Source organism: Adhaeribacter arboris (assembly GCF_003023845.1).
Lineage (GTDB): Bacteria > Bacteroidota > Bacteroidia > Cytophagales > Hymenobacteraceae > Adhaeribacter > Adhaeribacter arboris.
The window spans coordinates 1,260,204-1,272,541 of the sequence record NZ_PYFT01000001.1; the positions used below are offsets into that span (position 1 = coordinate 1,260,204).

Sequence of the window (12,338 nt, forward strand, 5' to 3'; positions counted from 1 at the left end):
CAATTTAGTAAATAGTAAAACTTCATAATTACATTGAAGTAGCTAAATATAGCTTTTCAAACAAGTAAGGAGCCGTTCATTTTCATCTTTAGTGCCAACAGAAACTCTCAGGCAATTCGTACAGCCCGGTTGATTGGTGCGGTTTCTAACTACAATCCCATTGTTTAACAAGTAAGAATATATCGCATTGGCATCGCTTACTTCTACCAAAATAAAATTAGCCTCTGAAGGATAAACTCTTTTAATTACGGGCAAATGCGTTAAGGCATCCGCGAGAAAATCCCGGTTCGCTTTAATTTCATTTACCATTAAAGGTAAGCGACTGGTGTTTTGTAAAGCACTTAAGGCAATTTGTTGCGTAGCTTCGTTAATGTTATAAGGAGGCTTAATTTTATTTAAAAAAGAAATTATTTCTTCCGAGGCAAAAGCCATTCCTAATCTTAAAGCGGCCATACCCCAGGCTTTAGAAAAGGTCTGTAAAACCACCAAATTAGGGTAATTACTTAATTGCGTAGTCCAGCTTTCTTCCGCAGAAAAATCAATATACGCTTCATCTATCACGACTAAACCCGAGAAAGATTTTAGAATATATTCGATACTACTGCGGTTAATTAAATTCCCGCTGGGATTGTTAGGCGAGCAGATAAAAATAATTTTGATTTCCGAATGAATTTGCCCCTGCAGCTTATTTAATTGCAGCTGAAAGTTCTCGTCTAATCTAACCAGCTTTAATTCTACGTCGTTAAGATTGGCCGATACCTCGTACATGCCATAGGTAGGACTAAAAGCTAAAATTTGGTCATGGCCCGGTTGACAAACCAACCTAATTAAAAGATCGATTGCTTCGTCGGAGCCATTACCCAGAAAAATCTGTTCCGGCCGAACGGCTTTAACTTGAGCAATAGCGGCTTTTAACGCTTTTTGATGTGGGTCAGGATAACGATTGTACTGTTGGTTGGCCGCCATACTGCCCAGATTATTCTCATTCGCATCAATAAAAATGCTGGCTTCCCCTTCAAATTCATCCCGGGCGGAAGAATAAGGTTTCATGCCCCGGATATTCGGGCGTACCAAATTTGTCAGTTTAAACATGAGATAAACTTTTTAAACGAATACTAACCGCTTGCCGATGGGCATCCAAACCTTCGGCATCGGCCATTACCTCTACCGTAGGACCAATTAATTGTAAACCTTGCGGAGTAAGATGCTGATAAGTAATTTTTTTAACAAATGAATCTAAGGAAACCCCGCTGTAGACCCGGGCATAGCCGTTGGTAGGTAATGTATGATTTGTTCCGGAAGCATAATCCCCCACTGATTCCGGACTATACTCACCTAAAAAAACGGAACCGGCATTGGTAATTTTCTCGGCTAATTGCTCATATTCTTTTACAGCTATTATCAAGTGTTCGGGGGCGTACAGATTAGAAAAAGCCAGCATTTCAGTTGAATCTTTCAGTAGAATTCCTAAACTGTTGGTTAAGGTTTTGGCGGCAATAGCTTTACGGGATAGATTATTCAATTGCTCTTTCAAAGATTCCTCCACTAATGAAAGTAATTTTTCGGAATTTGTAACAAACACTACCTGTGAATCTACGCCATGCTCCGCCTGCGAAAGTAAATCAGCCGCCACAAATGCTGGATTGGCAGTTTCATCGGCAATTATTAAAACTTCCGAAGGACCGGCCGGCATATCAATAGCCACACCGTACTTACCGGCCATTTGCTTAGCGACCGTAACGAATTGGTTTCCGGGACCGAATATTTTAGAAACGGCTGGTATGGATTCGGTACCAAAAGTAAGTGCCGCAATAGCCTGACTTCCTCCCACTTTCCGGATAGTCGAAATTTGAAGTAGGGAAGCCGTAAATAAAATAGCAGGATGAATGGTTCCATCTTGCCGGGGTGGCGTGCATAACACAATTTCCTGGCAACCGGCTAGTTTAGCAGGAATACCTAACATTAATAAGGTAGAAAATAAAGGAGCCGTACCACCCGGAATGTAAAGGCCTACCTTTTCAATCGCCACACTTTTGCGCCAGCAACGAACCCCGGGCATTGTTTCGATGGGAAATTTAACTTCGCGTTGGCTCTCGTGGAAAGCAGTTATGTTGGCGCAGGCTTGCCGAATAGCTAATTGTAATTCCTGAGGTATTTGCTCAGCGGCCACCTTTAACTCTTCCGGGGTAACCAGCAAACTATTTAAACTTACCTTATCAAACTGGGCCGTAAAGTCTAATAAAGCTTTATCTCCGTTATCGCGTACCTGGTTAAAAACAGTTTTAATTTGTTCCTCAATGGTTTCATACTCTTGTACGGGTCGCTTTATTAACTCTGGCCAGGTTGCCCGATCAGGGTATACTACTTTCTTTAACATTACAATATCATTTTCTCAATGGGTACCACCAATATACCTTGGGCGCCTGCTTCGCGTAATTTTTGAATAATTTCCCAGAAGTCGTCTTCGTTCACCACCGAATGTACTGAGCTCCAGCCTTCTTCGGTTAAAGGTAAAATAGAAGGAGCTTTCATGCCAGGCAATAAAGACTTAATCCGGGGAATGGCTGCATTAGGAGCGTTCAATAAAATATATTTTGCTTTTTGGGCTTTTCTGACGGCATCAATCCGGAATAATAATTGATTTAAGATTTGCCGTTTTACTTCCGTTAGTTTTGGATGGGCAATTAAAACCGCTTCGGAGCGAAAAACTGTTTGCACTTCGCGCAAGCCATTACTAATTAAAGTACTACCCGAGGAAACAATGTCGCAAATAGCATCGGCTAAGCCAATACTGGGGGCAATTTCTACGGAACCGCTAATGGTATGAATATGAGCTTGCACGCCTTCGCCGGATAAATAAGCCTGCAGTAAATTAGGGTAAGAGGTAGCAATATTTTTACCTTCCAACCCTGAAATATCATCATAAACTGTATTTTTAGGAACGGCAATAGATAACCGGCATTGCGAAAAACCTAATTTTTGCACCTGCAGTTCTTGTTTACCTTCTTCCACTAAAACGTTTTCCCCTACAATTCCTATGTCGGCAACCCCGTCTGCTACGTAACCGGGTATGTCATCGTCGCGCAGAAATAAGATTTCGAGCGGAAAGTTAGTGGCTTCAGTTTTAAGTTTTAAAGAAGAGTTAACAAAAGAAATACCGCATTCCCGAATAAGATTAAGAGAGTCTTCGCTTAATCTACCCGACTTTTGAATGGCTAATCGAATCATTTTTTAATTTATATACTTCCTGAATATTAAAATTAAGAGCCGTTTGCAAGACAGCTAAAAACCAGGAGTTTCCTCCGCTCCGAACATAAATAATTTTATTCTCCGCGGGAGGAATGATGGTAATGGTGGAAATGGACAGCAAAAACAAACGCATGAGAAAGCGCTAAAAGAGGAAGATTGCTGTATGTTTTGCTGCTTTTCATCATAAGATGGTGCAAATGTAAGCCAGAAAATGAATTATAAAAACTTATCTTAATTTTTTCTGATACCTCACACTTTTCTGAATACATTTTTGTAATTTGCCGCTAATTTATAGAATATAACCATTTTTATTATACCATAAATTCTATTTTTTATATACTTACCTTGTACTCTGGCATTATTTTTTACTTCTGAATAAAATATCTTACTCCAATCTTAGTTAAACTAAAATGGTTGTTCCTAACAGAAACTATTAACTTTTAAGTTTGTTCTTTTTGCTATGCGAGCTATACTAGCTATTATCTGTATCAGTTTTCTTTTTTTTTCGCCATTAGCTAAGGCGCAATTACGCTTCCCGCAACCTAGCCCGGCTGCTACTATACTACAAACCATTGGTTTAACGGAAGTAACTCTTAAATACCATACTCCCGGCGTAAAAAGCCGGGAAATTTGGGGGAAATTAGTTCCGTATAACGAAGTTTGGCGGACGGGAGCCAATGAGGCTACTCTTATTACCTTTTCGGACGCGGTAAAGATAAACGGGGAGAATGTGGCAGCCGGGACGTATAGTTTGTTTTCCTTCCCCCAAAGTTCCGATTCGTGCCTGTTTATTTTAAATAAAAATACTACTTTATGGGGTACGAAGGGCTACAATCCCCAAGAAGATGTATTACGAGTACCCGCTCAAGTTAAAGAAGCTCCCTTCCACGAAACCTTTCAGTTTAGTTTTTCTAACGTTTCGCAAAATGCAGGCACTTTGAGTTTTCTTTGGGAGCGTAAGGAATTTTCCGTAATAATAGAAGTCGACACGGATGCTAAGGTATTGGCCATGTTGCAGGAAGACTTAAACAAAGCCAAACCCAATGATTGGCAGATTTATGCGCAGGCAACCAATTACTTGATTTCGAAAAATACTCAACACGAATTAGCCTTACAGTGGATTGATAAATCGTTAACTATTAACGATAACTTTTTTAATAATTGGATTAAGGCACAACTGTTAGCTCAAAAAGAAGAATACGAAGGAGCCGTAGATTTGTGTAAAAAAGCCATCAAACTAGGTAAAAAGGACCAGGAAGAATATAAAAAATACGAATCAAGTATTGAGCGCAACTTTAGCCTCTGGAAGTTTAAACGACACGAAGGAGACATGAATTAAATCACCTTATTCATTTTTGATGAATATTTATACGTGTAAAAGGCGGAAACTGAATTCCGCCTTTTACACGTATAAACTGAGTGAGCGAACATAAATGAAGACTTTGTACAATTTACTTTTATCTAAAACTGAGCAATAAAGCGGAGATTTAATAAACGGGAAGATAAGTAATTGGGTACCGCGTAGGTTGTATTACGAACATCTTTCACGTAGTTATAGGAAACCACGTTGTTAGCCGCAATCAAATTAAGAACCTCTAAACTTAACCAAAAACTCTCCAGATTAATAGTTTTATCATTGGGTGAAGTACGAAATGTAAGCAGCTTAGAAAAACCAATATCTACCCGCTTGTAAAAAGGCATATTAAACTGATTACGGATAGATTCGTTACCCGGCGGGCTAAATGGTAATCCGGTACCAACTACCCCATTTAAATACATTTTATAGGATGGATGGTCCGGAATATAATCCTGAAAAAATACGCCAAAAGTTACCCGTTGGTCGGTAGGTCGGCGAATAAAGCCAATGGGTCGTTTAGGTACCGGCTTAAAAGTATTTAAATCGAAGGTAGTAGAATCACCGGAAATATTTTCTTTAGTAGTTAGAATACCTAAGCTAAACCACGACTCGGCACCTTTTATAAACTCTCCATTCACCCGCAAGTCCAGACCCGCCGCATAAGCTGTAGCATTGTTTAAAGCAAAATAACGCAGCCGGACATTTTCAACTTCGTACGGGATAACGTTCGTGAGTTTTTTGTAGTAAGCTTCGGCGGTTAGTTTAAAAGGACGATCCCAGGATAAAAACCTATACTCCGCGCCAGCGATAAAGTGTAAGGATTTTTGAGCTTTTAAGTTTTGGTTCAGTTCACCTTGGCGATTGCGGAGTTCGCGGTAAAAAGGAGGCTGGTAATAAATGCCTAAGGCTATTTTATACGACCAATTGGGATGAGCAGGTACTATTCCCGTATATTGTACCCTGGGGCTGATTAATAGTTCGCGATTTACTGTCCAATAATTTAATCGAACACCGTAAATTAAAGTTCGCAGAGAATCAAGCTTTATAGTGTTCTGTGCGTAACCTTGATAGCGATCAGATTTTAAATTCAGGTTTGAAGTAATGTTCTTGTTTAACGTCACATAACCGGCTGAATCCAGCAGACTGTACTCGTTTAACTGATCCTGGATGTTTTCGTGGGCAGCTTTAAGTCCAATTTGCCATTCTCGTCTACTAGTTGGCTGCCAGGTATACCGGTTTTCTACCGCAAAAATCATTGCGGTTAAACTATTCCGGGAATGCTCGAAATCTGTTCCGGCATCAACGTTACGCACTTCCTCGTTTAGATCACGGGTTTTACTATCGGTCACCCCTTCCGAAAAAGAGTAACTCGCTGCTACATCCCGTAGTTCTCTTTCCCGGGCCAGTACAGACGAAGCAATAACTTCGGTAAAAAATCGAGGAGAAAAGCGGTGCAGTAAATTCAATCCTCCTTGGTAAGTTTCGTATTCCATCCGTTCGTGCCCGTTGTAGTCTATTCCTATACGAACTACCCGATCCATGGTACCAAAGGAAGTTTCGCGGTAAAAAGGAACAACTTCGTATTTATTCCGGGCCACACTGGTCAAAATTCCTAAGGTAGTTTTGGGTGATACTGAAACTTGGTTTTTTTTGGTCAGGTCAACAGTTAGGTAGCTTTGGGCATCCGTAAAATTGGGCTGGTAATTGCCGTTTGTCTCTAGCGAATTAAATACTAATTGGGCATTTTTATAACGTACTCCGGCTAGGAAAGTAACTCTTCTGTTCTGGGAAACAGTTTCCAGATGTACTCTCCCGCCCATAAATCCACCCGTTACTGATCCAGCTAGCTTTTGAGGAGCTTTGTAGGTAATATTTAATACCGAGGATAATTTGTCCCCTAATCGGGGTTGCCAACCCCCCGAAGAAAACTGAACATCTTGCACTAAATCGGGATTCACAAAGCTTAAGCCTTCTTGTTGGGCATTCATTACTAAGAATGGCCGGTAAATCTCCATGCCATTTACGTACACCAAATTTTCGTCGTAATTACCGCCCCGAACGGAATAAGTAGAAGTAAGTTCGTTGTTATTCGAAACTCCCGGCAAAGTAGAAAGTATCTTATTAAAATCATTAAACGCCGAAGGTAGTTGCTTAGTCAAGCGTGGGTTTAAGCGCATAATGCTTACTCCGGAAGATCCTGCCTTCTGATCGGTGATAACAACAGTAGAGAGAGCCTGACTACCGGCAAAAAGTTTTACTTTAACTACCCGGTTTTCTCCGGCTTTTAAAAAAAATTTTATCTCCTGATCTTCAAGACCAATGTACTTTATTACCAGAGTAATATCTTTTTCGGCGGGAGTTGTAATTTTAAATTTTCCGGCAGCATTCGTTTGACTGCCACTTGTTCTACCTTTCACAAAAACACTGGCGTATTCCAGGGGTGTTCCGGCAGCGTCAGTAACGATGCCGGTAACTGAGGCTTGTTGGGCAAAAACTAAAACGGGAAAAAATAGCCAACTCAGCCATGCGACCAGTTTTAGAGACATGGATATTTTAATAGGATGCTAAATTATGTAAATGAAGGATAGTCTGCAGCGGATCAGCAGCCTGAAAGACAAATGAACCGGCCACCAATACATTTGCTCCCTGCTCTACTAACAAAGGTGCTGTTTCGGTGTTTACTCCCCCATCTACTTGGATAAGCGCGTGCGCCTTTTTCGCTTGTATTAACTCCCGTAATGCGGCTACTTTAGCGTAGGTATGGGGTATAAATTTTTGCCCGCCAAAGCCGGGATTTACCGACATGATAAGGACCAGATCCAGATCCGTAATAATATCTTCTAACAAACCAACGGGAGTATGCGGATTTAAAGCAACACCGGCCTTGCAACCTGCACTTTTAATTTGCTCTATTACCCGGTGTAAATGCGGACAGACCTCATAGTGAACCGTAATGTTAGTTGCTCCTGCTTTTTGAAATTGCTCAATATACAAGTGGGGTTCCGCAATCATTAAGTGAACATCTAATGGTTTACGGGCATGTTTATGAACGGCTTCCAAGACCGGCAAACCAAAGGAAATATTAGGCACAAAACGGCCATCCATTATATCACAATGAATCCACTCGCCAGCACTTTGGTTTAGTAATTCAATTTCGGACTGTAAGTTAGCAAAATCAGCCGCTAAAATAGAAGGAGCAATAATTGGTTTCATGCAGCAAAGATAGGCACTTTGGTAGTACTACTCGGTTTATTTTCAATGAAAAATAAAGTCAGAGTTTCAAAAACCGGATGGTTTCGGAGCGGTTAAGGCTAGTAATAACGCAATGATACATACCCGGGGTAAGTCCGTTTATTTCAAAGGTAACAAATGTACGGTCGGTTTTAATTTTATCGTAATGGTAGGTAAACAAGTTCACTTCCTGACCAATAGCATTAAAAATTTTAATTTCGGTATTCTGATCGGCGTTTACCGGTATTAAAACGGTAAAATGATTATTATTCACCGGATTAGGAAATAACTTAAAACCGGCTCTATTCATTTCAGAATCTTGTTGGGCCAATAACTGCGCTCTTTTGAAATGCGGAATGCCAAACCCTAAACGGTTATCGGGTTGCGAAGCTTGTGAGCCCGATAATTTTAAATAATCCATTACCTGCAAATTGGTTAGCTGCCGATTGGCTTGCCAGAAACCAGCCGCCAAGCCGCAGATAATCGGGGCAGAGAAGGAAGTACCATTGGCCCGAATAACATTACCCGCCGGATTGATAACGGCCGCTTGCAAACCCTGACCGGATAGGTCCGGCTTAATGCGGGCATCCGCGGTAGGTCCAATTGAACTAAATACGGCTCTTTGCCCCAATGAATCAGTGGCGCCAATACTTAACACAGAATCCGCATCCGCAGGGGCAGTAATGTATTGCCAGGGATCATTGCCTTCGTTGCCGGCACTTACTACTACTAACATACCCGCGGCGGCCGCAAAATCAGCCGCACGGGTACTTATGGCTTTATCCCCGTTCATATCCTGGTACGAGTAATTGGTACTAGCACCATCAAAAAGGTTGTAACCCAACGAAGTTTGAATAATGTCTACCCCAGCGCTATCCGCAAATTCAGCGGCTAATAACCAGTTGATTTCTTCCAGTTTTTGTTCCCGGCTCACATCTTCGGTGATAAATAACGAATACTCTGCCTGCGGTGCCGTGCCGATAAAGGCTCCGGGTACATTAGCGGCTAATGTAGATAACACTTCCGTGCCGTGGCTATCTTTTTCAAAAACCCCCGTGTTTTTGTCCACGAAATCGAAAGTTGCTTTAAGTTTGTTATTCGTAAACAAGTGACTAAATGCCGGAACCCGGTTTACTCCTGAAAATCCGCCATCAAATACCGCAATACGCATGCCTTCGCCCCGGTATCCTTCCGCATGCATAGCCGGAACGCCAATCAATTTGGCTTGGCTATAAGACTCTCCGTATTCTTGCTGCGTTTTTTTGCGAGAAAAAGTTTCTTGCGAGTTGTATACTAAAAGAACTCGTTTCTGCCCGCTGGCGGAAGGATTTTTTTTCACTCGTAACCCTACGGTTTGCGTTTCTTTTACAAAAGGCAAAGCGGTAATTTTGCGGTAGGTACTCGTATCGCATTGTACTAAAGCTCCATTAAACCAGCGGGAGGTATACCAGACGCTGGCGCCATTTGCTTTTAATTGAGCTACGTACGCTGGGTTAACTGGTAAATCGCGCGAAACAACGGGTATTTGGTAGCGCAACCGCCGGTCAATTGCCGCTTTACCTAGGAATTTTTGGGGTTCCTGGGTCGAAAAAGGAGTATTGGCTTTATCTTTAAAATAGATAAAATATTTACTTAAACCGTTCGAACCCGGATTTATCTGGCTCCAGCCAACTATCGACCACAAAAATAAAAAACTAGCCAGAATCCAAATTTTCATTTAGTATTATTTAACGGAACCATGTTCCAGTAGTTTCTCAACTCGTTTCACTCCAGTAATGATGAATTGCTTTCCAACTTCGCAGCCATTTTGCCGATCCGGATCAGAACAGTAGTTAAAGGCAATTACCTGCTTATAAATTCGTCCCAAACCGTAAGCATAAACTTCAAACGCATCTTGCCTTTCAATAGCATTATCATTTAAGGTTTGTATTACTTTCACCGTATTTGGATACGTAATATTGTTTATGGAAAATGCTGCATTTTTGTCAGCAAATCCATAAAACTTTTGGTCTGAACTATTATTTACTCCGGATTGAGTAGTATAGATGTGGGCATTCCACTTTTTACCTTCTACAACCGGAAAAATAAATTTTACTACTCGTACATTATTTTGCGTTACTCGTACGTCGGAACCGGATTTATTAACTACGAACACCGAATCTGTACCCCATATTTCAGAAGTCTTATTTCGGCGAGAGCGAATAATTTTATACGTATCTTTATTCGTTAAGTCTTTAAAAATAGTATCTACCCGCTCTCGTACAAAATAGTTAATAGAGTCGCTGGCCTGATTGGCAAATTGGTTCTGGTAATGTGTTTCGATAACCTGGTAAATCCAATAATCTCCCACCTGCAAAGGATAATATTTCAATCCTAGTTCTTCCGGATTAGGAGCAATTTCTTCGGTGCAGCCGCCGAATACAAAACAAATTAAAAAGACCAGCCGGCATTGTTTTACCATTATCCGCAGTGCTAAACGTTATAACTGGCTTCAATCCAGCCTCCCCCAATTACGTCGTTGCCTTCGTAAAAAACTGCTGCCTGACCCGGAGCAATAGCGTGTACTCCCCGGGCAAATTGTACTTCCATTTTATCTTCTACTTGCTCAATTACCGCGTCAGTACCCGGATCGTTATAACGAACTTTCGTAACGGAAGCAGTTGGTTTATGCAATAAATCCGGATATTTACTTAGCGTTAGCTTCCCTACCCGCATGGCATTTTTAGCTAGGTCGTCGTAATTACCTAATATTACCCTGTTTTTATCTTTCTCGATTTTAGTAACATAAGCCGGAAAACCTAAAGCAATACCTAAACCTTTGCGTTGCCCAATGGTATAAAAAGGGTATCCTTCGTGTTTGCCTACAATGGTACCGTCTTCCAGCACAAATTCTCCACCAGCCACTTCGGTTTGCAAGGCGGGCACCCGTCTTTTTAAGAAACCCCGGTAATCGTTATCCGGAATAAAGCAGATTTCGTAAGATTCCGGTTTTTGCACCAGTTCCATAAATCCGCGTTCTACGGCCATTTGGCGGATTTCCGTTTTCCGCAGGTTACCCAACGGAAAAATCGTCCGGCTCAAACTGGCTTGCGAAATTCCCCACAGGGCGTAAGATTGATCTTTATTTTCGTCTAAACCTTTCGAGATAACAAACCGGTTATTTTCTTCCCGGATGTTCGCGTAGTGACCGGTAGCAATAAAATCGCAGCCTAATTTATCGGCCCGCCGCAACAAAGAATCCCATTTAATGTGGGTGTTGCACAATACACAAGGATTTGGGGTACGTCCGGCAATATATTCGTCGGTAAAATGATTGATTACGTAATCACCAAACTCTTCGCGGATATCAATTATATAGTGCGGAAAACCTAAAGAAACCGCAATATTACGGGCATCGTTAATGGAGTCCAGGCTACAGCAACCCGTTTCTTTTTTGTTACCCCCCGCGGAGGCATAATCCCAAGTTTTCATGGTCATGCCCACTACTTCGTAGCCTTGTTCGTGCAGCATTACGGCCGCCACCGAAGAATCGATGCCGCCGCTCATTGCCACCAAAACTCTACCTAATTTACTCATTATGAATAGTATGCTAAAAATTTAAATACATGCAATTGGTTGCAAATATACCAACAAGCTTTCACTAACATAAGTTTACGAATTGTTTTTAGAAGCTTATTGCGGCAAGAAGCAGAAATTTTTAACTAACCTTATACATTTTTAAGATAAAAACTTACTGATTTCCCAAATACTTACTTATTTTGACTTTAAAATACGTTAAAACAAATTTATATTTAAAACAATAGTTAAACCACCTCTTCTTCGTTATGGCTTTAATCACATCGGTAATTGTAAATAGTGTTAATAATTTGAGCGATGCCCGGTATTGTGCCGGAATGGGCGTAGATATGATTGGTTTTTGCCTCGACGAAAGTCAGCCAAACTATATACAATCCTCAGAGATAAAAGAAATTTCGGGTTGGGTAGCTGGGGTAAAGCTGGTTGGGGAATTTAAAAAATCTACCGTGGAGCAAATAAATTCGTTCGTTGAAACCTGCCAACTCGATTATGTTCAACTAGAAAAACAATATTTAATTGATGAAATTCAACAGATTAATTGTCCGGTAATCCAGCGGGCCCGCTTTACCAAAGATACCATTGAAAGTGAACTAGTTGAAGAAATGCATTTATATAAAGATCATGTGGCTTATTTTCTGATTTTCTCGGATGATTATCAAACAATTGACGAAACCAACATCCGGTTCTTACAAGATTTAGCCCGCGATTTTAAAATTATAATTGGCTTTGGTATTTCAAAAGAAAATGTTGCCAAGGTTCTTCAAAAAGTAAAACCTGATGGCATTGCCCTCCGGGGAGGACAGGAAATTAAGCCAGGACTAAAAGATTACGATAAGCTGCAAGAAATATTTGAAGAACTGGAAGAAATTTAGTCCACAGACCATTGTCGCAAATTATAGTATAGTATATTAGTTTTAATTTTCAC

Annotated in this window: 10 protein-coding genes; 2 read left to right on the forward strand and 8 right to left on the reverse strand. The window is 40.9% G+C overall.

Going from position 1 to position 12,338, the window contains the following annotated elements; genetic code table 11:
- Positions 1–42: 42 nt before the first annotated feature.
- The 3 genes from hisC to hisG are packed head-to-tail and all read right to left on the reverse strand — an operon-like array spanning position 43 to position 3,228.
- Positions 43–1,092, reverse strand: coding sequence for a histidinol-phosphate transaminase (gene hisC, locus AHMF7605_RS05320; protein ID WP_106927161.1), 1,050 nt, complete (start codon positions 1,090–1,092; stop codon positions 43–45).
- Complete coding sequence (hisD, locus tag AHMF7605_RS05325) at positions 1,085–2,377, reverse strand: histidinol dehydrogenase (protein ID WP_106927163.1); 1,293 nt, start codon at positions 2,375–2,377, stop codon at positions 1,085–1,087. The genes hisC and hisD overlap by 8 nt, the downstream gene beginning before the upstream one ends.
- Positions 2,377–3,228, reverse strand: a complete 852-nt coding sequence (gene hisG / locus AHMF7605_RS05330; protein ID WP_106927165.1) for an ATP phosphoribosyltransferase — start codon at positions 3,226–3,228, stop codon at positions 2,377–2,379. The genes hisD and hisG overlap by 1 nt, the downstream gene beginning before the upstream one ends.
- 481 nt (positions 3,229–3,709) lie before the next feature.
- Between hisG and AHMF7605_RS05340 the strand changes: the two genes are divergently transcribed.
- Complete coding sequence (locus AHMF7605_RS05340) at positions 3,710–4,588, forward strand: DUF2911 domain-containing protein (protein WP_106927169.1); 879 nt, start codon at positions 3,710–3,712, stop codon at positions 4,586–4,588.
- A gap of 122 nt (positions 4,589–4,710) precedes the next feature.
- Here the strand turns inward: AHMF7605_RS05340 and AHMF7605_RS05345 are convergent, their stop codons facing one another.
- From AHMF7605_RS05345 to mnmA, 5 genes are read right to left on the reverse strand one after another with little or no spacing between them, the layout of a single operon-like run.
- Entirely contained in the window at positions 4,711–7,152 is a 2,442-nt protein-coding gene (locus AHMF7605_RS05345; protein WP_106927171.1) for a TonB-dependent receptor, read from the reverse strand.
- Between the two features lie 7 nt (positions 7,153–7,159).
- Positions 7,160–7,819: a ribulose-phosphate 3-epimerase gene (gene rpe, locus AHMF7605_RS05350; protein ID WP_106927173.1), complete on the reverse strand. Its 660-nt coding sequence runs from the start codon at positions 7,817–7,819 to the stop codon at positions 7,160–7,162.
- 58 nt (positions 7,820–7,877) lie between these two features.
- Positions 7,878–9,554, reverse strand: coding sequence for a S8 family serine peptidase (locus AHMF7605_RS05355; protein WP_106927176.1), 1,677 nt, complete (start codon positions 9,552–9,554; stop codon positions 7,878–7,880).
- Positions 9,555–9,560: 6 nt separating this feature from the next.
- Complete coding sequence (locus AHMF7605_RS05360) at positions 9,561–10,298, reverse strand: hypothetical protein (RefSeq protein ID WP_106927177.1); 738 nt, start codon at positions 10,296–10,298, stop codon at positions 9,561–9,563.
- Between the two features lie 11 nt (positions 10,299–10,309).
- A complete protein-coding gene (gene mnmA, locus AHMF7605_RS05365; RefSeq protein WP_106927179.1) occupies positions 10,310–11,413 on the reverse strand; it encodes a tRNA 2-thiouridine(34) synthase MnmA in 1,104 nt (367 codons plus the stop codon).
- A 248-nt stretch (positions 11,414–11,661) separates the two neighbouring features.
- Here mnmA and AHMF7605_RS05370 point away from each other — a divergent pair, with 248 nt between their 5' ends.
- Positions 11,662–12,285 carry a phosphoribosylanthranilate isomerase gene (locus AHMF7605_RS05370; RefSeq protein ID WP_106927181.1) on the forward strand — a complete coding sequence of 208 codons (624 nt, stop codon included), beginning with the start codon at positions 11,662–11,664 and terminating at the stop codon, positions 12,283–12,285.
- The last annotated feature ends 53 nt before the right edge of the window (positions 12,286–12,338 follow it).

Coding starts and splice junctions, on each gene's coding strand:
- hisC (WP_106927161.1), bottom strand. CDS start 1,092: ATGTTTAAACTGACAAATTTGGTACGCCCGAATATCCGGGGCATGAAA.
- hisD (WP_106927163.1), bottom strand. CDS start 2,377: ATGTTAAAGAAAGTAGTATACCCTGATCGGGCAACCTGGCCAGAGTTA.
- hisG (WP_106927165.1), bottom strand. CDS start 3,228: ATGATTCGATTAGCCATTCAAAAGTCGGGTAGATTAAGCGAAGACTCT.
- AHMF7605_RS05340 (WP_106927169.1), top strand. CDS start 3,710: ATGCGAGCTATACTAGCTATTATCTGTATCAGTTTTCTTTTTTTTTCG.
- AHMF7605_RS05345 (WP_106927171.1), bottom strand. CDS start 7,152: ATGTCTCTAAAACTGGTCGCATGGCTGAGTTGGCTATTTTTTCCCGTT.
- rpe (WP_106927173.1), bottom strand. CDS start 7,819: ATGAAACCAATTATTGCTCCTTCTATTTTAGCGGCTGATTTTGCTAAC.
- AHMF7605_RS05355 (WP_106927176.1), bottom strand. CDS start 9,554: ATGAAAATTTGGATTCTGGCTAGTTTTTTATTTTTGTGGTCGATAGTT.
- AHMF7605_RS05360 (WP_106927177.1), bottom strand. CDS start 10,298: ATGGTAAAACAATGCCGGCTGGTCTTTTTAATTTGTTTTGTATTCGGC.
- mnmA (WP_106927179.1), bottom strand. CDS start 11,413: ATGAGTAAATTAGGTAGAGTTTTGGTGGCAATGAGCGGCGGCATCGAT.
- AHMF7605_RS05370 (WP_106927181.1), top strand. CDS start 11,662: ATGGCTTTAATCACATCGGTAATTGTAAATAGTGTTAATAATTTGAGC.